Raw genomic sequence first — 21214 nt, 5'->3', positions numbered from 1 at the left:
TGCCAAACGTCCATGTCCATAGCGCGGTCACCAACGCGATAGCCTGCGTTGGTGATCCGGCACCCCGTACGCACTGAGTGCTGGGGCTTTGCCATCGGATCGGCGGCCTTCGCCATGGGTTCGGCGCCTGGATTCACAGCGGTGGCCGGTTCCACCGCCTCCAACATCGCCTTTTTCGCCGGCTCGTGGTTCTTCACTGCCGCGGCACTGCTCCAGTTCCGGTTGGCCGGGCGCCTGGGGAGTGCCTCCGCCATCACGGGATCACTCAAGGTGGGACGAGAAGTCCACGTGTCCGAATGGCTGTCGGGGCTCATCCAGTTCTTCGGCACGATCGCCTTCAACATCAGTACCGGTGCCGTGCTCATCGTGCACTCGATAGCGGATCAGGATCGATACAGCTGGCGCCCCGACGTCTACGGGTCCATCGCGTTCCTGGTGAGTTCTGCGCTCGCCGTCTTCGCCACCGACCTGTACCGACGACGTGACGAGCCCGATGCGCCCGCATGGCCCGCGACCGTCCTCAACACGGTCGGCTCCGTTGCCTTCGGCTTCTCTGCGGCCGGTGCCTACGTCGACAGCGCGGGTTCCCCGATCGCCCCGTTCCTCGATCAGGGCGGCACCTTCATCGGCGCGCTCTGCTTCTTGGCCGCCTCCCTTCTGAGTCTCCCCCGCAAGAAAGCGCCTGCGGGACAGGCGGTCGCAGGTTAGCGTCGTAGCCGATGAGCGAATTGGATCCCCACAGCACCCTGCCGCCGTTGTCGTCGGTGCTCGAGTCGGTCGCCGCATCGCTCGGTGCGGCCGACTTCGACAACCGGCTACGTCTTGTCCCGGCCCACTCGGCAACAGTCCTACTCATCGACGGCCTGGGCGCAGAACTCGTTGCCGCCCATCCGATTGATGCCCCGAATCTCAATGCCGCGAGTCTGGACCATTCGACGGTGGTCGCCGCCGGCTTCCCGGCCACCACGTCGGTGAGCCTGACCAGCTTGAGTACCGGACGCACGGTGGGACAACACGGGATGGTCGGCTACACGTTCAGGGCCGGTGCCGACGGGCTGGTCCCGCAGTCGCCGATCCTGAACACACTGCGGTGGTGCGCACACGGAGATCACGACCACGACCTGATGCACGTGGCGGTACCTGAGGACATCCAATCGGGGACAACGATTTTCGAGCGCTGCCGCGCGCAAGGGTTTGTCACCCGCCAGATCGTCCCGGGCCACCACATCGGGTCAGGACTCTCGCGCGCGGCCTTCCGCGGGGCCGGACAGATCATCGCCGCCGAGAAGCTCGATGAGCTGCGCGTGGCGATCCTCACCGAGATGACGGGTCGTGAACCGACACTGGCATACGCCTACTACGGGGGCCTCGACCTCGCCGGGCACCTCGAGGGACCGGGGTCGGAGTCCTGGCGCGAACAGTTGCGCCTCATCGACGAGATGGTCGGCGCACTTGCCGATGAGCTCCCGGCGGGCAGGCAGATCGTCGTGACAGGTGACCACGGGATGGTCGACACCTCGACCGGCCGATTCGACATCGACACCCACCACGAGCTGACGATCGGTACCACTGCGGTCGCCGGTGAGGCACGGGTACGGCACATCTACACCGAACCGGGAGCAGCGGCCGATGTCCGGAGCGTCTGGCAGGAGACGCTGGGCGACCGCGCGACGGTGGTCACCCGGGAAGAGGCGATCGATGCCGGTTGGTTCGGGCCGACGGTGACCGAGCGGCACAAGGTCAGGATCGGTGATGTGATCGCGGCGGCTCGTGGAGCAACCGCGATGGTGCGCTCCGTCGTCGAACCGCTCGAGTCCCAGCTCGTCGGGCAGCACGGAGCCTGGGACTCGGCAGAGCAGTTGGTTCCGGCCATCGTTCTGCGGGGCACCCGCTGACCTGTTCGTGTTCAAGCGAGTCGTGTCGGAACGGGTTCGCCGTACCGTTGGTTCGGTGAAGGCAACACGGACCACTCGATCTGCCGCCACCGGCCCCATGGTGATCGACGTATCGTGCTGACGCTCCGGCCGGCAGTTGCGCTGGTGGGCGCGGCCCACGTGATCCCGGCCCTCGCCGTCACCGCGCTGACCGCGGCCGTCGCCTTCGCCGCCGACGTCGCTGCACCGTTGATCCCCGTGCTGATGGTGGCCGTATTCAGCGGTCAGCTGATTGTCGGCTGGACGAACGATCTCATCGACCGGGACCGGGACCGGCAGGTCGGCCGGACCGACAAACCGCTTGCGTCCGGCCACCTCAGTTCCAGGACGGTGACCGTTGCGGTCGTCATCACTGCCGTGGTGTGTGTGGTCGCGTCGCTGGCGTGCGGGGTGGCCCCGGGACTGGTCCACCTCGTTCTGGGCGTCGGATCAGCGCTAGCCTACAACGCAGTACTCAAATCGACGGTGTTCTCCTGGGTTCCCTACTTCGTAGCGTTCGGCTCGCTACCGGTGGTCGTGATGCTGACCGCCGAGCCGAGTCATCTGCCGCCGCTGTGGATGGTCGCGGTCAGTGGACTGCTCGGGGTGGGGGCACACCTGCTCAACGTGGTGCCCGACCTCGGAGACGACGCCGCCACCGGCATCGAAGGACTGCCGCATCTGTTGGGAGCTCGAAGGATCCCCTACGTCGCCGCTGGACTGCTCGTGGGCGCCACGGCGATCGCAGTGATCGCAAATGCTCATATGCCTTGGCTGTGGGCTGGACTCGGCGCGGTGATTGTCATCGCGCTGGCGACGATGCGCGCTCCTGGCCGGACGCCGTTCTATGGTGCCATCGTCATCGCCGCGGTCGATGTCACCATGCTTGTTCTGATCGCCCGCTGACGCCCGAGTCGCCGGCACGTCGCACCCCGAACCGGACCGTCTCGCCTCCCGTACCGCTACCCCGACAACTGCCACGCAAGCGCGGCGCCGAGCGCTCCGATTCCGTTCACGGCCCAGTGCAACGCAACCGGTACGAGCAAACTGTCACTGCGGTGCCGGAGCCAGATGAACAGCAGACCAGCGCACGTCGTGACCACCACCGCGCCCGCGATGCCGGCCACCTGCGCTATCACTCCCGAGCCCAAAAGATCTGTCAGACCATCGTTTCCCGCGGTCAGACCGGTGGACGACCCCACATGCCACAGGCCGAAAAGACTCGCGCCGACGACATACACCGCGCGCGACGACACAGCCGGCCTCAGCGACGCATCGAGAGCACCGCGGAAGAGCAACTCCTCTGGAATGACGGTCTGGAGCGGAATCACGAGCAGAGCACTGTATACGGCGAACCCGACCGTGTCGTACCGATCCGACAGGAAAAGCGTCCTGGTGAAGGGGATGATGGCGCCGCCGATAGCGATCACGGTGACGACCAGCAGGATCGGCAAGGCATACTTGGCGCCCCGCTTGAATTGATCAGGCGCAAGTCCCATTTGGCGCCAACTGAAGCCCCGCCACCGCATGCACATGATCACGATGATCGATCCGAGCGGCACCACCAGGTACGCGGCATTGTCGATGGTGAAGTGCGCCAACACATTGATCAGCGCCAGCGCGCCGACCACCATTGCCACGTCGCGCATCACTGCACTGTATCGCTGGACGGGTCGGTTCGGTACACCTCGACGTCGCTCGCTGCTTGCCCGACCCGAGTGCCGATTTCGGCTCCCTGAGCATGAATGATGTTCACGCGTCCTCTGTTACGCGCTCGACGCTTGGCACAAGATGCCAAGTTTTCGGAATGAATCTGCTCGACCCCTCATTACGCCGTCGCGATGTTCGGCATCGAGCTGACCTTCAAATCGCATGAAGAAGTCACCGCCCGTCTCGCCGGTTTCTGACCAGAACCTACGCCCGACCATGATGTCGGCCACGGTGTCGAAAGTGATCGCCGGACGGCCTCATCGAACACACGAAACGCGGAGCATACGATTTCACCATCGCGAGTCTTATCGAGGGAGCAATACCGATGCCGGCAGAACGAGCAACTGATCCCCATCCGAGCGACTTCACCTTCGCTCCTTTGACCCCGGCGGCATTCCTGACGCGTGCCGCGCAGGCCTTCGCGCACCGAACCGCGATCGTCGACGGCGACCTAACCTTCACCTACGCCGACTACCACCGACGCGCGCTCGCCCTCACCGGCGTGCTCGAAGACCTGGGGATCGGTGAGGGCGACAGGGTGGCGGCACTGTGTGCCAACAGCCACGTGATGCTCGAACTGCACAGCGCCATCCCGCTGCACGGTTCGGTTCTGGTGCCGCTCAACATTCGGCTATCGGCGCCCGAGATCGAGTACATCCTCGACCACAGTGGAGCGAAGGTCCTCGTGGCAACAGCCGAGTTCGCCGACGTCGCTGCGAAAGTCGCCACAGCAGTGGGTATTCGACTGATCGTGTCAGGAGGACCCGACGACGAGTACGAACAGTTGCTCTCTCAGTCAACCGGCGCGGTACAGCGCGAGCCAAGCGAACGCGGTCTGTTGGCCATCAATTACACCTCTGGGACAACCGGGCGGCCCAAAGGCGTGATGTACCACCACCGGGGTGCGTACCTGCAGGCCGTTTCGATGGCCTTCCAGTCCCGTCTCGACCCGGGCTCGAACTACCTGTGGACCCTTCCGATGTTCCATTGCGACGGTTGGTGTTTCACTTGGGCCGTCACCGCAGCCGGTGGTACCCATGTCTGTCTGCGTGCGATCGACACGGCCGAGATCTGGCGCCTGGTCCGCGACACAGGCATCACCCATTTCTGCGCTGCGCCGACGGTGTTGACGATGATCGCCGAGGATCGTTCAGCCTCACCGCTCGACACCCCGATCCAGGTGTCCACGGGCGGTGCCCCGCCGTCGCCCGCCCTGCTCGCCCGGATGGCCGCGCTCAACATCGAAGTGACCCACCTGTACGGCATGACCGAGACCTTCGGCCCCATCGTCGTCAATCAATGGCAACCCGAGTGGGACGCAGCCACGCCCGATGAGGTGGCCGAGAAGAAGGCGCGTCAGGGCATCGGGAACATCACCGCCGGGCCAGTGCGGGTCGTCTCCCCCGACGGCGACGACGTGTCGGCCGACGCCCAGACCCTCGGCGAGCTGGTGGTCAGCGGCAACAACGTGATGCTGGGCTACTACCGCGATCCCGACGCCACCCGCGCCGCGACCATCGACGGGTGGCTGCGCACCGGCGACCTGGCAGTCATGCATCCCGATGGCTATGTGGAACTCAAGGACCGCAGCAAGGACGTCATCATTTCCGGCGGCGAGAACATCGCCTCGGTTGAGGTCGAACGTGTCCTCGACGCGCATCCAGATGTTGTCGAATCGGCCGTCGTCGGCCGTCCCGACGAACGCTGGGGTGAGGTGCCGGTCGCCTACGTCACCGTCCGGTCAGGCCACGACCTCACCGCAGCCGACCTGATCGAGTTCGCCCGAACCAGACTCGCCCGGTTCAAGGTCCCGAAAGAAATCGTGTTCAGCGACCTGCCGAAAACCTCGACCGGAAAGATACAGAAGAACGTGCTGCGGTCGGGACACTGAAGGTGAGGTAAGGCAACGACTTCGAGCGTCTTACTGCCTATTCTGATGCCTGCTCATCTTGACTCGCGCCGCAGAGATCACCTGCTCCCACAACAGTTTCGACGCGGCTGAGATCTGAGCCTTATTGAGGCTCTCTTTGGCGAGTATTGCTGTCGCGAGCGCCTTGGTTCCCAAGTCGGCTTTGTCTTGGTGCCCCGAATCGAAGGGTGGTTGCGGGTCGTACTCGATGGCCAGCTGGATCGCTCTGGCTCGTTTCTCATCGGCGATCTGAGCAGCCACCCACAAGGCGAGGTCGATACCGGCCGACACCCCTGCGCTGGTCGCGATCTTTCCCTCATGCACGATTCGCTGGTCCCCTACCGGCGTGACACCGAACAACTTCAAAGCACTCAAGGTCTGCCAATGTGAGGTTGCCCGCTGACCGTCGAGCACACCGGCAGCCGCCAGCACCACTGATCCAGCACACACCGAGGTGGTCCAGGTGCTCGAGGTGTGGACAGATCTCAGCCACTGCAGTAGCTGCCCGTCCCGGGCCTGATTCATCACCGAGGCGTTGCCCCCAGGAACGAGGACCACATCGGGCGACGGCGTTTCGTCCAGTGTGTGGGTTGCACCAAGGATCAACACCCCCGAATCGGCCACAACGGGGCCGGCCTCATGCCACACGAAGCGGACGTCTGCATCCGGCAACATGCGAAACACCTCGTACGGTCCTACAACATCGAGCGCTGTGAAACCCGGGTACACAACCAGCGCGATCTGTGTCATGTGAACTCCTCTGTTATCAGTAGAGATTGGTAGTGCCGTCCGTTGCGGTTTCCGGGTCGACGGGACGAGCCCCTCACTCATCCCGGTCATCGGTTCGCTCGTATCGCATTCGACCAATTTCGCCATCGCCTGATCTCAGGCAGACTCGGGGTATGGAGACCATCGACTACGCACCCGGACGACAGGCAGACCTTTTCGGCGACCCCGAACATCCCACCGTGTTGCTCTGGCACGGGATGCAGACCGATGCACGGGCAGCTGTTCGCCCGCTCGCCGAACGCATCGCCGCACACGGGGTGAACGTGATTGCTCCGGACTGGGATTCGCACTCCGCCGACGGTGGCCGAGCAGATCTGCTCCGATCAGCGCAGGTTGCAATGGATCGGGCCGAGTCTTCCAGCGGATTTGTCATCGTCGGGTGGTCACTCGGTGGCCTCGCGGCGGCCGGGCTCACGATCGACGCCGACGCACTCGGAGTCCGTATCCATCACGCCGTGTGCCTCGCCGGAGCCTTCACGGCAACCAGCCCGCTCACCGGTGAGAAGCTCCCCGAAGAATTGCCGTCGACCGGTCAGCGACCGCCGTTCACGTTGCTGCACGGCCGATCCGACGACGTCGTACCGATCAGCTCCAGCCAAGGTTTCGCCGCCACCCTTCAGCGCAGCGACTGGCCGGTCGAACTCGTCGAACTCGACGCCGATCACGGTTCGATCACCGGAGCGGCCTACGACGCCGCCTCCGACCACTACGTACCCTCGGATGCCCCCGACACCGAAGCAGTCACCGCTGACGTGGCATCCCGGGTCGCGGGCGCCTGCGGCGTCACTTCCTGAGGTCTTCAGTCAACCAATGTGAAATTGTTGTTGTCCCAGTTGATGTCCCATGAGGTGGTCGCTGCGAAGATCCGCTGCGGCCACGAGAGGTCATAGAAGTAGCAATCGCCGTAGCTCAGGGCTTTGGTCTCACCGGGCGCGATCGTCCCCACCCACTGAGGCGCGACTGGCGCCGGCGTCGTGGGTACGACAAAGACGTTGTAGGCCGCCGCGGTCCCGGTGTTCGACACGTTCACCGGACATCCGAAACCGGTGCCCCAAGACAGCGCCACGTCCGTATACCCCGGTGCCGCAGCAGCGGGCGCTGCGGCAACCCACCCTCCCGCCAAGGCCACCACACACGCCAATGAACCAATTATTCTCCTCACTCAACCCACCCCATTCATCTCGATTTCGGCATCCTTCTGAAAAAATATAATCCGGTATTGATGGATTCACCGGGAAACATGAGCGCCCAAACGCACAATAGTTTTTTGTAGCGTCAGTAATTGAATCTGCGCAACACGGATCGCACCCAGCTGAATGTGCAGGTGATACTCCGCCGCCGAGCCGCGTATTCAGTTCCCCGACGAACCGCACGGACTCATCCGTTCCGGGGACGCGCGTCGCCGGTGCCTCGGGATATGAATGAGGGTCGCAATTTCTGCGATTTCACCGAGTGGGGGGTTCGCGTGCCATATCTGAGTCTGATCGTCCTCGTCGTGATGATCGCCGCACTGGTAGACATCATCGGCAGTGACGCTGCCGGAATCCGGGGGCTACCGCGTTGGGCGTGGCTTCTCCTGGTGATCATCTTGCCGTTGGTCGGGTCTATCGTGTGGTTCCTCGCGGGTCGTCCGGTCTCCGGCATCTCCGGTCGGGTCAGCGGTTCGGGTCGCGCCTCGGCACTCGGCTACCCCGAATACGACGTTCCGGGACGATTCGAACCGCAGGATCCCGAGGCAGATGCAGAATTCCTGCGTCGATGCCGCGAGCGCGCGGAACAGCAACGACGTCAAGGTGAACTCGACCGCCGTCGGCGCGAGCGCGAGGCCGACTGACCCCCTCGTTCGTCAGCAGCCCCCAGCGTCAGTCGGTGTTGGACCGATTGCGCGACACGGGTCTGGACACATGTCTGGATTTGCAGGTACCGTGACGCCCCATGGGACGCGTGGACGGAAAAGTAGCAATCATCAGCGGCGGTGCTCGAGGAATGGGCGCAGCGCATGCGCGGTTACTGGTCGCCGAAGGCGCCAAGGTCGTGATCGGCGACATCTTGGATGACGAGGGCAAAGCGCTTGCCGATGAGCTAGGTGACGCCGCACGCTATGTGCACCTCGACGTCGCCCAGGCCGACCAGTGGCAAGAGGCTGTGGGCATTGCCGTCGGTGAGTTCGGCAAACTCAACGTTCTGGTGAACAACGCCGGTATCGCCAACGGCAGCTCCATCCAGGCGTTCAAGCACGACAAATGGCAGAAGATCATCGACGTCAACCTGACGGGCACGTTCTACGGAATCCAGGCCTCGACCGATCCGATGATCGCGGCCGGCGGCGGTTCGATCATCAATGTGTCGTCGATCGAAGGACTTCGTGGAGCGCCCTGGGCCCACGGCTATGTCGCCACTAAATGGGCCGTCCGCGGACTCGCGAAATCCGTGGCCCTCGAACTCGCGCCCCACAACATCCGGGTCAATTCACTGCATCCGGGCCTGATTCGCACACCCATGACCGAGAAGTTCCCTGACGATCTGGTGACGATCCCCCTCGGCCGCCCGGGCAACTCCAGCGAGGTCTCCACGTTTGTGTTGTTCCTGGCAAGTGATGAGTCGTCGTACGCCACGGGTACCGAGTTCGTGGTGGACGGCGGGTTGGTCACCGACGTGCCGCACAAGTCCATGTAGCGCACAGACTCGCACGTCGATCGCAGCCCGCACAACACTCACGAGGAGACACACATGGCGATTCGCGTCGCTCATATCGGAACCGGGAACGTGGGGAGTTTGGCACTGACCCAACTCATCACGAGTGCGGACTACGAACTGACCGCGGTCGGCGTCTCCACAGAGTCCAAGATCGGCCGCGATGCGGGTGAACTCGCGGGCCTGGACGTCGTCACCGGAATCACCGCGGTCGGCGACATCGACGCGGTGCTCGCGACCGAACCCGACTGCGTCGTCTACTGCGCGATGGGAGACACGCGTACCGGTGATGCGCTCCGGGACTGCCAGAAGATCCTGGAAGCCGGCGTCAACGTTGTCGGGTCATCTCCCGTGATCCTGCAGTACCCATGGCAGCTGCTACCCGACAAGAACATAGCCAGGGTCGAGGCGTCGGCGAAGCAGGGTGATGCCAGCATCTTCATCACCGGCGTCGACCCCGGCTTCGCCAACGACCTCATCCCGCTCGCGCTGGCCGGGACCTGCCAGCGCATCGAACAGGTCCGCGTCATGGAGATCGCCGACTACGCCACCTATGACGGCGCCATCGTGATGTTCGACGTGATGGGTTTCGGCAAACCGCTCGACGAACTCCCGATCCTCTTTCAGCCCGGCATTCTCGGGTTCACATGGGGCACAACGATTCGTCAGCTTGCCGCCGGTCTCGGCATCGAGGTGGACGAGATCACCGAGAGCTTCGAGCTCGAGCCAGCACCGGATTCGTTTGACGTCGCAGTCGGACGAATCGAGAAGGGCACCGTCGCGGCCATGCGTTTCGAGATCCACGGGAAGGTCAACGGCCACTCGGCCATCGTCGTCGAACACGTCACCCGGCTACGTGACGACCTCCGGCCCGATTGGGCCCGCCCCGCGCAGGAAGGCGGTTCGTACCGCGTGGAGATCACGGGCGAACCCAGCTACACCGTCGACATCTGCCCCACCAGCGAGAAGGGCGACCACAACCATGCCGCGATCGTCGCCGCAGCAGGCCGCATCGTCAACGCGATCCCCGAGGTCATCGCAGCGACGCCGGGCATCCACACCACGCTTGATCTGCCACTCGTGACCGGTCGAGGGTTGTACGCCCACGCCTGATGCCCGCGAAGCCCGGGACCTGACCGAGCTCAGCGCACCAATTTGATTGCCTCCGGGGTGAATTCGCGGCTCGGGTGCGCCTTGTCGTGCTCCACCGTATGGCCTCCACCGCGGAGTTTGGCCTGGTACATGGCCGTGTCTGCATCACTGATGATGTCCTGGGCAGTGCGCTTCTCGCCGTCGCGAATCCGGACAATGCCCACACTTGTGCGCATTCGGAACTCTTCCCCGTTGATCTCGATCGGATCGAGGAGCAGCAGGTGGATGTCGTCGGAGATGTCTTCCATGTCCTCTTCGTCGACTCCGATCAGCACAGCCACGAACTCGTCGCCGCCGACACGCCCCACGAAATGCGGTGCGGGCAACGCCGCACGCAGCCGCCTGCTCACGGCGATGAGGGCGCGGTCGCCGGCGCGATGACCATGAGAGTCGTTGACGTTCTTCAGTTTGTCCAGATCGATGTACATCACCACGTCGATGTCGCCCGAATCGTGTTGTGCGGCGCGGTTCTCCAACATTGTGGTGAGGCGGCGCAGTACATAGGAACGGTTGGGCAGGTCGGTCATCATGTCGTGGTCTGCCGCGTACTCGAGTCGTGCCGCACGCGCTCGACTCTCGGTGACGTCGGTGAACGAGATCACCACCGACGAGTGGTCGGGGTCGTTGGGGTTCAGGACAAAACCATTGCACGACAGCCACACTCTGCTGCCATCGAGGCGGTCGAAACCGACGATCGCATCGATGACCGGCTTGTGCGTGGCAGTCACGATCTGCGACGGCCAGTTCTGCGGCGGAATGGGAATGCCATTCAGGTCGACGATGGTGATGCGCTCCGCGGTGGAGCCTGCGGACCTGCGCTTTTCGCTCTCGAACATCCGCCGAGCAGCCGGGTTTGCGGATTCGACCACCCCGTCTTGAGAGATGAGCAGCACGCCCTCTTGGAGTGAATTGACGACCGAGGTGAACTTGGTCTCGGCTTCGATCTGTGCGGTGTTGTCCGAACAGACCACCACATATCCACCGTCCATCTCGGAGACAGCCAGACGCATCATCCTGGGAGTGCCGTCTTTCGCATAGTGCACAACACTTTCGGCGGGTTTGCCGACACGGCGACGGAGGTTCATCGGCGCCCCCAGTACCTCGGCAACCGGACAGCCGATCGCCTCGACCGCAGTGGAGCCGTAGATGGACTGTGCGGCAGGATTCCAGCTGACCACTGTTCCGGCGGAATCGGTGGCGATGATGGCGTCGCTGACGGTGGCCACCAGCGCGACCTGATGACGGATCGCCTGCTCCGCGGCCTTGGTGGCCGTCAGGTCCCGGAAGATGACCTGGTAGGCAAGGGCACCTCGCCACTTCGTGAGGACAGACACGATCTCCATGTCGATGACCGAGCCATCGAATCGAACCATTCGAACCTCCACCGCGTCGGTGAAGTCACCGTCCGTCGTGAGTGAGACCAGCTTCGTGGTGATCTCTCGGATCGAGTCGGGATGCATGAAGTCCGTGATCGGCCGGCCGACCAGGTCGTTGAGCGAGGTGGCGCCGATCTCCACGATGGCGGCGCGGTTGGCATAGACGATGACGCCGCCGGAGTGCACCGCAATCGGATGGGGGTTGTGCTCGACGAGACTTTGGTAGTGCTCGTGCTCCCGCAACGCACGCCGCTCGGACGCGTCCTCATCTGCCCCGATGGCCTTTCCGGTGATCACGTCTCTGTTGTTGTCGCTCATCGCACGGCTGTCCCCCTCTCGATCAAGTACAGCATGCGACCACTGAGACCGTGCTGTGAAAACCCACCAACCTGGACGTGGTTGTTTTGGACTTGGCGCCGTGGTGACCGTTTCAGAAACAACCGGCCCGATCGAGGGGAAATGTGACCTGTGGAAAAGTTTCCGTTCTGGAGTCTTTTCACGGAAATAGCCGAACGTCCAAAAAGGGAATTGGCATTCGCCTTACCGAGAGCCCGCACGAGATTGTCGCGACGTCGGCGCACCACGCACAATGAGGCTTGGAATGATGGGGTTCCGTAGGGTATCGAGATGTCACCCGCGGGAGGCGGCGACATGGGGGGCCGATGACTGTTTCACCCGGCACGTGGTTGTTGATCGCGACCTTTCGCGGTTCCATCGCGGGCGTGGTGGCCAGGGGCGACAATCCTGCGGTGCTGCCTGGTGCCGATGGGTTCCAGCAGCTCAAGCGAGTCGACCTTCCGCTGCCGGCCATCTCGAAACTCGTCAAGCCGGCCGTCGAGGTCGCGGTGGCGTCGCGAGCTCCTGTTCGGAGAGAGTTACTCCTTCGAGGGGACCGACTGCACGCGTACGCCGAACCGGTGACCTCTGGCTCGGGGAACGTCCACGCGGTCTGGGTATGGGTCGGGGGTACAGCCGAGCCGGTATATCCGCATGTCAGCACCGGCGCTTGGGAATGGGACCTGGAGAGGCTGACCGTGATCTACGGCCCTGGCATACCCAACATCTACGGGCGCGATTGGGCGCCCGGGAAGCCGTATCCACTGCACAACACGGTCGACACTTTCTCGGAGGCGGACATGGTGGCGGCTGCTGCAGTGCTGGCGAGTCGCGCGGACGGCACCCGCTACCCGTTGACCGTCCGGATCGATCGCCCGTCAGATGGCACGAGCGGCAGTTCAGACCCCAGGTCGCTACGGGCGGCCACCGAGGTGGTCAAAACAGATACCGGTTGCTTCTGGCGCGGGGTGACCTGGGACGTGACCCAGTTCGACCCGCCTCGCGAGAACCCCCTCCATGCTGCCAACAACCTGTTGGCACAAGAGGTGGACGGGTGGACCGCGATCGTCTACTGGAAGCTGGATCGGTCACAAACGCGTGGTGACCGCTTCCCCATCATGGTGGCCCGCTGGCAGGGCCAGAAGGTACTCGATGGCATTCATCTGGACCCAGATACCGGGCGCGCCCGTGTTCATCCCGACGATCACGGACTCCCGCACCGTTGGGCGGAAACGCTCGAACGCGAGCCTGAACTCACGGCAACGCTTCGGCTGTGGGGAGACGACGCGCACTGGCACACGCTGGATCTCGCCTGCCAACGAGTCAGGGGCACCGATCCGCCGGCAGCCACTGTTCGTATCACTCGACGCGCAGAGCGGCACAAAGATTGGCTGCCTCCGGCCGCCCCCGTGACCTGACTGCCGCTCCCGTGGTCGTCTACCCGTAAGATGTTGTGCTGCTGCGAGATACAGCGGGCGGACGGCCGGATCATTCTTCCCCGTGAAGGGGTATCACCGGCAATACCTCAGTGTTCTCGCAATCAATAGACACGTGTCCATAGCGGGCGAACAATTGAATTCGTGCCCGAACGGCAATGGGTCGACGGTTCGTAGCTGGTGTCAATTGCCCAGTTCGATGAGCACTATCACGCCTATGACCAGACCCAATAGAGCAGTGAGGGCAAGGACCACCATCAGATCGCCCCCGATCAAGGTCTGTTTCGCGGACGGAATCCGATCTACATTGACGTTCGACGCATCCTGCGGCATCGATGAATCATCGTCAATTTCCATTGATTCGTTGTAATCGTTCACGAAATACCGACCAACTCTGATTTGCACACTTCAAAACCCCCCATGCGGCTTATCTTGCCACGCCGGAGTTGTATGCGCGAGATCGATAGGACCTACACGGTGAACTTCAAACCTCAAACGATCCAGGGACCTACAAATCGTTGCCGATGGTGCCGATGGACTCCCTGGGCGCCTATCGCAACAATGGCGAGGGCTGGAAGAACAGTTCGCTTAGCGTCGCCCCAGCGAGCACAACACGTCGGCCGAGCGGTGAGCAGTAGCCAGACAGTCTCGCGGGTGGCGCCATTCAACCGTTCGGACGAGGGAACGCATCGTCCATGGAATGTTTTGCGGACGGATTGTCTTTTTAGCCCGCGTACCGGCACCAACTTGGCTATCTTTAGCCGCATGGCGAAAAAGACCGTCGTCGAATACGTCGACGACTTGGATGGCAAGCCGGTTCACATTGATCACTTGCACACGATCGAGTGGTCGTGGCTGGGGGTCGACTACGTAATCGACACCAGTGCAACGAATTTGGAGAAGATCGAGAACGGCCGAGTTCCGGTCTCGACTTTGCTGAGCAAGTCGGCCCGTGTAGGTGGTCGTCGACGGTCGACCGCACCCAAGCACCACACCACCGGCCGAGAGGGGCCTGCGGTCGGCGCCGACGAACGGACAGCTATTCGGCGATGGGCCCGGGAACAGGGCTACGAGATCGGCGATCGCGGACGCATCAGCCAGCAGATCATTGCCGCTTACCGGGAGCAGTCAGACGGGCGTTGACCGGAGGCGGAACCAACATCGGCCCCCGCGAGTACCTACCGAGGGCTATCTGCCCTCGGCGATCGCGTAGGGGGGTGAAGGTGGTGCGACGATCAGATCCCGAAACGCCGATCGAGCAACCGGACCCTGCCGCGGACGAGGGCTTCGTCGCGGTGGCCCGGGGGAAGCGTCTGCGCCCAGCGACGCCAGGCCGCCAGGTCTTCACGCCCGTGCACCGAGCCGGTCCACACGCGCAGCAACACGGGGTCGCGCGCCGCGAGGACCGTCGAACGCATGTCTTCCTTCAGCTCCTCGAAGACATCGGCTATCCCAGGGGCCAGTGACGCGGCGAGCAACCCCCCTCGTCCGAACTTCTCGATGGCGCCGGCGACATCACCTCCCCGCAGCAACCGCCGCACCTGCTCGATATCCGACTCGACGGGCACGGTGAGGCGGTACGGTCGCGACGCCACCAGGTCTGCCCCAAGGTCGCGCCGGAGCCGGGAGATCTCGGCACGTACGGTCACCGGGTCGATCCCGTCCTCGGCGAGCATGGTGGCGATCTCCTCGGTACCGAGACCATCCGGGTATTCACCCAGCAGAACCAAAATCTCCGCATGCCGGCGAGACAGTCGGAGCGCAGGCGCCGAACCGGTCCGCCAGAAGTACCGATCACCGTCCAGCACAAGCAGTTCCGGGCCCGTCGCCGGCGCCACCGCAGGTGCATTCCCGGTCAGGGTGCGCACCCGCAGCTCGCTTTCCACCGCCGCGACAACCGATTTCACCATCGACAGGGCAAAGGGTGCGGCCACCCGCTCGCCTCCCGTCACATCGATCACGCCGATCACGGCGCCGGTCACGGGATCGTGCACCGGAGCCGCGACGCAATTCCACTCCTGAACGGGTACCGAGAAGTGCTCGGCCCCGAAGATCTGCACACCGTGGTCGACCTCGAGAGCCAGGCCGGGGGCATTGGTGCCGGCAACGCGCTCCGCCCACACCGCTCCTTCGACAAAATTGATGCCGCCGGCCTGGTCTCGGGCTTTGTGGTCGCCCTCTACCCACAACAGCCGACCCACGTCATCGGTGAGAGCTACCACCACACCTGAGTCGGACACTTCGTCGAGCATCAGCGAGCGGACCAGGGGGTAGGCGGCTGCCATCGGGTGTCCGGCGCGGTATTCGAGGAAGTCATTCCACGACATTCCTCCCGCGTCGATCATCCCCGACGGGTTGACGCCGCCCTTGACCGAGCGCAGCCACGAGTCCCGGACCACCGACCGCACCGAGGTGGGGCCGGTGGCCGGGGCAAGTGTGCCCGTCTGCACAAAGAGTTCGTGGGCGCGGCGGACCTGTTCGAGCCGGGCAGCCGGGTCTTCGCCGGGGGTGAGAGCAGTCCAGAAGTCGCGCGCCGGTGACGTTGTCTCACTCATCGCGTCCTCCGATCTGTTCTCGGCGTCTGTCACGGCGCGGCCGTGAGCCTGCCCTCAATTGTGCACTACCTCACACTCGGGCAGGTACGACCCGAGGATCCGGAGCCTGACGCCGGACCGCGCGGACACGCCGTGGCCACCACGCCCGGTCACCGAGGAGTACCAGGATGGACGGCAACAGGAGCAAGCGCACGATGGTCGCGTCGATCAGGATCGCTGCCGCCAGCCCCACCCCCATCTGCTTCATCTCCACCATGCTCTGCGCCGCGAACAACGCGAACACCGAGACCATGACCAACGCCGCACTCGTGACGACCCCAGCGGTCTGGGTGACGCCGGCGCGCACCGCGGCCGTAGGCGTCAATCCCATGTCGATACCTTCACGGATCCGGCTCAGGACGAACACGTGATAGTCCATCGACAACCCGACGAGCACGGCCAGCATGAACAGCGGAATCCACTCCACCACGGTCCCGTTCGAATTGAAGTCGAGAATGCTCTCGGCCCACGAATGCTGGAACACCAGAGCCAGCACCCCGAACGCGGCCCCCACCGACATCAGGTTGAGCAGCGTGGAGACCACTGCGATCACCGGGCTCCGGAACGTCGCGATCAGCATCAGCATCGTGAGAGTCAGGATCACCGCGATGACCACCGGCAGACCATCGGACTGATTCTTCGCCGAGTCGTACTGTTCGGCGAGGTCACCACCGACAGCGAACCGCGCGCCGTCCACGGGGTCGATCTGATCGGGCACCACGCTTGTCCGAAGTGCCGCCAGGGCGTCATCGCCTTTGGCGTCGTCCGGCGGATAGGTACTGGCGAGTTCGAGGACGCAGGTGCTGCCGGACGGCGAGATCGTGGGCTCGCCGGTGACCGTCCACTCCCCTGAGCTCTCGGCCTGTTTGCCGATGTTGTCCACTGCAACAGCAACTTCGGCAGCATTGCCTCCCTGTACCACAACCTTGGCGGACGGGCCCTCGGACGGAAACTGCGTGTTCATCGTCTGTGCGACCTGCACCGGAGGTAGATCCTGTGGCAGCGTGTCGAGGTTGGCGCTGCGCATCGTCATCGACAACGCGGGCACTGCCAGGGCGAGCATCACGACCAGCCCCACCAGCAGCGCGGTGATGGGCCTACGGATGACGGGTCCGATGATCCGCGAGCTGATCCCGCCCTGACCGATCCGGTTGTTGACGCGCCAGAGCAGCGGCACCCGGGGACGATCCACCCATCTGCCGAGCTTGGCCAGCAACGCCGGCAACACGGTGAGTGAACCGATGACCGCCACCGACACGACGATGATCGCCGACGTGGCGAGCGAGTTGAACGTCGCACTGCCCAACGCATAGACACCGGCGAGTGAGGCGATCACCGCAACACCGGACACGATGATCGAGTGCCCAGAGGTGGCTGCCGCCATCTCGACCGCATCGATCGTGCTGTGACCCTTACGCCGCTCTTCGCGTTCGCGTTTGAGGTAGAAGAGCGAATAGTCCACTCCGACAGCCATTCCGATGAGCATCACCATCGACGACGCAGTCGACTCGGAAGGAACGAGGTAGGAGATGGGAGCGTAGATTCCGATGGTGGCCACCACTGAGGTGATCGCCAGCAACACCGGGATGCCGGCGGCTATCAGCGCACCGAAGGCAACAAGCATGATGCCGAACGTGATGGGGATGCTGATGATCTCGGCCGAGACCAGGTCGTCGGCCACCCGCTCGTTGATCGACTCGTCGAGCGAGACATCGCCGGTCTGACCGAACGTCAGTTCCGGGTGATTCGAACCGACCGCCGCGACGGCGGTATCGATATCAGTGATCGACGCGTCCTCGTCGCCCGGTGGCGCGCGCAGCGAGATCGCCGTCAGCAGCGTCGTCCCATCGGGACTCCACACCGGCGCCACGACCTCTTGCACTTGGTCCGAGCCGGCCAGTGCCTGGCGCAGCTCGTTTGCGGCGAGCACCGCCGCGTCGCGGTCGCCGGTGATGACGACGTACTCGGTGTCCGGTGCGGCGAGACCGGCTTCGTGGATCATCTGGTCGGCGGTCCCCGACTGACCGACCCGGTAGTCGGCGTCGTCGGTCGTCTGGGTGGGGATCAAAGCGCTCAATCCCACGGCCAGCACCACAAGCGCAAGCCAGAGTCCTATTGCGCGCCAGGGATTGTGCGCACTCCACCGCGCCACTGCCTGTGGCCCTCGGGTCAACTTTCCCATGTCAGCTCCTGATGCGTGAGGCGGTTCGCCTCGACGGGTGGCCCGGCGAACACCGAGCACCACCTGAGACTGCTCGCTTCCCGGAACCCGGTCAGGAGCGTCAATCCCCCAGGTGAGGCCGGAATATTCCACCCCTGGGGTAGGCCCAGGTCTACTGTCATCTACTGCCCGCTTCGGTCACGATGGAGATCTGAAGAGTGGAAGGACCGCTGTGAGATCCGACGAAGAACCGACGCCGATTGTTCGGTGGCTGAGGGCGGCCATGTATGCCGTTGTGACCACTCTGCTCGCGCCGGTCGCGCTGGTGCTGTTCGTCGTCCAGGTGGTCGCGATCCCGCTGGTCCTGGTCTCCGTCGGCGCCCTGGTGCTGTGGATCAAGGTGCCGATCACCGGCGCGTTCTGTGACCTTCATCGGCGGATGGCGGCAGGTGTTCTCGACCGGCCGTGGCAGCCGGGTGATTACCGGCCCACGAACAACCGGGGGATCTTTCATCTGTTGTCCGTGTGGAGTACCGATTCCCTGCGCTGGCGCGACCTCGGCTGGCTGGTGATCGCGTCGACGGTCGGATTCGTCATCTCCCTGGTCGGAGTGATCTTCACGGCGACCCTCATCCTGCTGCCCTTCGTGGAGCCATTGATGAAAACCCGTGCAGTGATGGATCTGTGGGCGCTGGGCCGCAGCCGCAACGAAGTCCTCGAGGCACGCGTACACGAGGTGACCGAGTCACGGGCGGCGACAGTCGATTCCGCGGCAGCCGAGCTGCGCCGGGTGGAGCGGGACCTCCACGACGGGGCTCAGGCACGGCTCGCCGCCCTCGGTATGACAATCGGCCTGGCCGAGAGTCAGATCGCCACCGACCCGGAAGCGGCCCGACAACTGATGGCCGAAGCGCGGACCTCGGCCACCTCGGCCCTCGGCGATCTGCGATCAGTGGTCCGCGGCATCCATCCCCCGGTACTGGCCGATCGCGGCGTCGGGCCGGCAGTCGAAGCGCTGGCCCTCGACATGCCTCTACCCATCACGCTCAATCTCGGTGTGCGCGAACGCCTTCCCATCGCCACGGAGAACGCCGTATATTTCGCGGTCGCCGAGGCGCTGGCCAACATCGGGAAACACGCCCGTGCACGGAACGCGTGGATCGCCATGGGTATCTTCGACGGTGTGCTGCGCGTAGAGGTCGGCGACGACGGGGTGGGCGGCGCCGCACCCTCGGGTTCGGGGCTGCACGGTGTCACCCAGCGATTGACCGCCCTCGACGGAAGGCTCTTCGTGCACAGTCCGATCGGCGGGCCGACCATCGTGTCGATGGAGGTGCCATGCGCGTCGTGATCGGCGAAGATCACGCCCTCCTGCGGGACGGGCTCACCCGCATCCTCCAAGCCCACCGCATGGACGTGGTGGCGGCCGTCGACAACGCCACCGAGCTCGACTTCGCGCTCGGCGACGACTCCATCGACGTTGCGGTGCTGGACGTTCGGATGCCACCCACCTTCACAGACGAAGGTCTACGCGCTGCCATCAAGATCCGGGCCTCCCGCCCCGGCTTCCCGGTCCTGGTGCTCTCTCAATACGTCGAACAGCTCTACGCGCGCGAGCTGCTGGAGAGCGGCGAAGGCGCGGTCGGCTATCTCCTCAAAGACCGGGTGGCCAACGTCGCCGGGTTCATCGACGCCGTACGGCAGGTTGCCGCGGGTGGCACCGTCCTCGATCCGGAGGTGGTGTCGCAGCTGCTCACAGGTCAGCGTGCCGACGGACCGCTCGAACGTTTGACTGCGCGGGAACGCGAAGTGCTGACCCTGATGGCCGAGGGCCGCTCGAATGCAGCCATCGCCGAGGCCATGTTCGTCTCCGAGAAAGCGGTCAGCAAGCACTCGAACAGCATCTTCACGAAACTCGATCTGCCGGTGTCGGCCGACGACAATCGACGAGTCCTGGCGGTGCTCGCCTATCTGGGGGTCTGACCTCAGCCGCGGATCACGTTGTAGAGGAAGGTGCTGCCGGCCAGCAGGATGCCCGAGACAGCGGCCGGCCACAACCAATGATTGAGCAGGTCCGACCGGAACGCCACCACAACCCAACCGATGATCAGCAACGCCGTGGTGAGGGTGGTGACGATCCGGACCAGCAGGATCACGATCATTCCGAACGACCACACGAGCTCTCGAAGCCCAGATCCCATCAGACTCCTCAGAAGCGAAAGTCCCGTCAGCTTCTCAGAAGAACGCACAGGGTAGCTGCGTTCATCCATGCGGAGTCGGTCACATTTGGCAGACTGAACTGATGAAGACCATTCTGAATGTCATCTGGCTCGTGCTCTGTGGATTCTGGATGGCGTTGGGCTACGTCGCCGCCGGGATCGTGTGCTGCATCCTCATCATCACCATCCCGTTCGGGATCGCATCGTTTCGGATCGCCGCGTACGCCCTGTGGCCGTTCGGCCGAACCGTGGTTCGTAAACCGACAGCCGGGGTCGGCTCGGCCATCGGCAACGTGATCTGGCTTGTCTTCGCCGGTATCTGGCTTGCCATCGGCCACATCGTCACCGGAATCGCTTTGTGCCTCACCATCATCGGCATCCCGCTAGGCATTGCGAGCTTCAAGATGGTCCCGGTGTCGCTGCTGCCGTTGGGCGCAGAGATCGTCGATTCGGACGAGGTCGGTGTCATCACCGCTCCCCCGCCCCGCCAGCGCACATACTGATCGCGCGCGCCCGGCCGACCTCAGGCTCGGGACAACGCCAGCACCGGAATCGTGCGGCTGGTCTTCTTCTCGTAGTCCGCGAAGCCCGGCATCAGGCCGGCCTGCTCGGCGTAGATCCGGTCGCGGTCGGCGCCGGTGACCTCGGAGACGGTCACCGGGACGGTGTCGTCACCGATTTCCACCTCGGTTGCCGGGTCGGCGAGCAGATTCCGGTACCACTGGGGGTCCTCGTCGGCGCCCGCAGCGCTCGCGAAGATGTACGAGACCCCGTCCTTGGGCAGATAGACCAGCGGGGTCACGTACTGCTTACCGCTCTTGATCCCCTTGTGATGCAGCAACAGAAGCGGCGCACCCTCGAAATTGCCACCGACCTTGCCGTGATTGGCGCGGAACTCTTTGATGATCTCGTCGTTGAAGCCCAT

The 21214-nt window shown here is 63.9% G+C and carries 22 protein-coding genes; 13 read left to right on the top strand and 9 right to left on the bottom strand.

Features of this window, described 5'->3' with window-relative positions:
• Window positions 1-51 precede the first annotated feature (51 nt).
• From CSW57_RS11330 to CSW57_RS11320, 3 genes are all read left to right on the top strand, one after another.
• Window positions 52-708 (top strand): hypothetical protein, encoded by a 657-nt coding sequence (locus CSW57_RS11330; RefSeq protein ID WP_223249195.1) that lies wholly within the window; start codon window positions 52-54, stop codon window positions 706-708.
• An 11-nt stretch (window positions 709-719) separates the two neighbouring features.
• Window positions 720-1895, top strand: coding sequence for an alkaline phosphatase family protein (locus CSW57_RS11325; RefSeq protein ID WP_099382851.1), 1176 nt, complete (start codon window positions 720-722; stop codon window positions 1893-1895).
• 114 nt (window positions 1896-2009) lie between these two features.
• Window positions 2010-2819, top strand: a complete 810-nt coding sequence (locus CSW57_RS11320; RefSeq protein ID WP_223249194.1) for a UbiA family prenyltransferase — start codon at window positions 2010-2012, stop codon at window positions 2817-2819.
• 56 nt (window positions 2820-2875) lie between these two features.
• Here CSW57_RS11320 and CSW57_RS11315 read toward each other — a convergent pair whose 3' ends face one another.
• Window positions 2876-3562 carry a CPBP family intramembrane glutamic endopeptidase gene (locus tag CSW57_RS11315; RefSeq protein WP_099382850.1) on the bottom strand — a complete coding sequence of 229 codons (687 nt, stop codon included), beginning with the start codon at window positions 3560-3562 and terminating at the stop codon, window positions 2876-2878.
• Between the two features lie 386 nt (window positions 3563-3948).
• Here CSW57_RS11315 and CSW57_RS11310 point away from each other — a divergent pair, with 386 nt between their 5' ends.
• Window positions 3949-5514, top strand: a complete 1566-nt coding sequence (locus tag CSW57_RS11310) for an acyl--CoA ligase family protein (RefSeq protein WP_099382849.1) — start codon at window positions 3949-3951, stop codon at window positions 5512-5514.
• 30 nt (window positions 5515-5544) lie between these two features.
• On the opposite strand, the gene CSW57_RS11305 is transcribed toward CSW57_RS11310, so the two are convergent.
• Complete coding sequence (locus CSW57_RS11305) at window positions 5545-6282, bottom strand: DJ-1/PfpI family protein (protein WP_099382848.1); 738 nt, start codon at window positions 6280-6282, stop codon at window positions 5545-5547.
• Window positions 6283-6434: 152 nt separating this feature from the next.
• Between CSW57_RS11305 and CSW57_RS11300 the strand changes: the two genes are divergently transcribed.
• Window positions 6435-7115, top strand: a complete 681-nt coding sequence (locus CSW57_RS11300; RefSeq protein ID WP_099382847.1) for an alpha/beta hydrolase — start codon at window positions 6435-6437, stop codon at window positions 7113-7115.
• Window positions 7116-7120: 5 nt separating this feature from the next.
• Here CSW57_RS11300 and CSW57_RS24275 read toward each other — a convergent pair whose 3' ends face one another.
• On the bottom strand, window positions 7121-7483 hold the full coding sequence (locus CSW57_RS24275) for a hypothetical protein (RefSeq protein WP_143696518.1): 363 nt from the start codon (window positions 7481-7483) through the stop codon (window positions 7121-7123).
• A gap of 303 nt (window positions 7484-7786) precedes the next feature.
• Between CSW57_RS24275 and CSW57_RS11290 the strand changes: the two genes are divergently transcribed.
• From CSW57_RS11290 to CSW57_RS11280, 3 genes are all read left to right on the top strand, one after another.
• Window positions 7787-8155: a PLDc N-terminal domain-containing protein gene (locus CSW57_RS11290; protein WP_030167167.1), complete on the top strand. Its 369-nt coding sequence runs from the start codon at window positions 7787-7789 to the stop codon at window positions 8153-8155.
• Between the two features lie 101 nt (window positions 8156-8256).
• Window positions 8257-8997, top strand: coding sequence for a glucose 1-dehydrogenase (locus CSW57_RS11285; RefSeq protein ID WP_099382845.1), 741 nt, complete (start codon window positions 8257-8259; stop codon window positions 8995-8997).
• A 54-nt stretch (window positions 8998-9051) separates the two neighbouring features.
• The gene (locus tag CSW57_RS11280) at window positions 9052-10128 is read left to right on the top strand and encodes an NAD(P)H-dependent amine dehydrogenase family protein (protein WP_099382844.1); all 1077 of its coding nucleotides are present in this window, start codon (window positions 9052-9054) and stop codon (window positions 10126-10128) included.
• Between the two features lie 29 nt (window positions 10129-10157).
• Here CSW57_RS11280 and CSW57_RS11275 read toward each other — a convergent pair whose 3' ends face one another.
• Window positions 10158-11861: a sensor domain-containing protein gene (locus CSW57_RS11275; protein ID WP_099382843.1), complete on the bottom strand. Its 1704-nt coding sequence runs from the start codon at window positions 11859-11861 to the stop codon at window positions 10158-10160.
• Window positions 11862-12205: 344 nt separating this feature from the next.
• On the opposite strand from CSW57_RS11275, the gene CSW57_RS11270 reads away from it, so the two are divergent.
• A complete protein-coding gene (locus tag CSW57_RS11270) occupies window positions 12206-13297 on the top strand; it encodes a GAF domain-containing protein (protein WP_143696517.1) in 1092 nt (363 codons plus the stop codon).
• Between the two features lie 201 nt (window positions 13298-13498).
• On the opposite strand, the gene CSW57_RS24455 is transcribed toward CSW57_RS11270, so the two are convergent.
• A complete protein-coding gene (locus tag CSW57_RS24455; protein ID WP_099382841.1) occupies window positions 13499-13693 on the bottom strand; it encodes a hypothetical protein in 195 nt (64 codons plus the stop codon).
• 276 nt (window positions 13694-13969) lie between these two features.
• On the opposite strand from CSW57_RS24455, the gene CSW57_RS11260 reads away from it, so the two are divergent.
• A complete protein-coding gene (locus CSW57_RS11260) occupies window positions 13970-14458 on the top strand; it encodes a histone-like nucleoid-structuring protein Lsr2 (RefSeq protein WP_223249193.1) in 489 nt (162 codons plus the stop codon).
• Between the two features lie 92 nt (window positions 14459-14550).
• Here CSW57_RS11260 and CSW57_RS11255 read toward each other — a convergent pair whose 3' ends face one another.
• Together CSW57_RS11255 and CSW57_RS11250 are read right to left on the bottom strand one after the other, a co-directional pair.
• Window positions 14551-15870, bottom strand: coding sequence for a transcriptional regulator (locus CSW57_RS11255; protein WP_223249192.1), 1320 nt, complete (start codon window positions 15868-15870; stop codon window positions 14551-14553).
• Window positions 15871-15940: 70 nt separating this feature from the next.
• The gene (locus CSW57_RS11250) at window positions 15941-18091 is read right to left on the bottom strand and encodes an MMPL family transporter (protein WP_099382839.1); all 2151 of its coding nucleotides are present in this window, start codon (window positions 18089-18091) and stop codon (window positions 15941-15943) included.
• Window positions 18092-18302: 211 nt separating this feature from the next.
• Here CSW57_RS11250 and CSW57_RS11245 point away from each other — a divergent pair, with 211 nt between their 5' ends.
• Both CSW57_RS11245 and CSW57_RS11240 read left to right on the top strand, forming a co-directional pair.
• A complete protein-coding gene (locus tag CSW57_RS11245) occupies window positions 18303-19421 on the top strand; it encodes a sensor histidine kinase (RefSeq protein WP_143696516.1) in 1119 nt (372 codons plus the stop codon).
• Entirely contained in the window at window positions 19409-20053 is a 645-nt protein-coding gene (locus tag CSW57_RS11240) for a LuxR C-terminal-related transcriptional regulator (RefSeq protein WP_099382837.1), read from the top strand. Before CSW57_RS11245 ends, CSW57_RS11240 begins: the two co-directional genes overlap by 13 nt.
• 2 nt (window positions 20054-20055) lie before the next feature.
• Here CSW57_RS11240 and CSW57_RS11235 read toward each other — a convergent pair whose 3' ends face one another.
• Window positions 20056-20271: a hypothetical protein gene (locus CSW57_RS11235; protein ID WP_143696515.1), complete on the bottom strand. Its 216-nt coding sequence runs from the start codon at window positions 20269-20271 to the stop codon at window positions 20056-20058.
• 101 nt (window positions 20272-20372) lie between these two features.
• On the opposite strand from CSW57_RS11235, the gene CSW57_RS11230 reads away from it, so the two are divergent.
• Window positions 20373-20792, top strand: a complete 420-nt coding sequence (locus tag CSW57_RS11230; RefSeq protein WP_099382835.1) for a YccF domain-containing protein — start codon at window positions 20373-20375, stop codon at window positions 20790-20792.
• Between the two features lie 20 nt (window positions 20793-20812).
• Here CSW57_RS11230 and CSW57_RS11225 read toward each other — a convergent pair whose 3' ends face one another.
• Window positions 20813-21214, bottom strand: coding sequence for a nitroreductase/quinone reductase family protein (locus CSW57_RS11225; protein ID WP_099382834.1), 402 nt, complete (start codon window positions 21212-21214; stop codon window positions 20813-20815).

Source organism: Williamsia muralis (assembly GCF_002735905.1).
GTDB lineage: Bacteria > Actinomycetota > Actinomycetes > Mycobacteriales > Mycobacteriaceae > Williamsia > Williamsia muralis_A.
The sequence above is the reverse complement of the archived record's forward strand: the minus strand, read 5'-3'. Positions and strand labels throughout refer to the sequence as shown.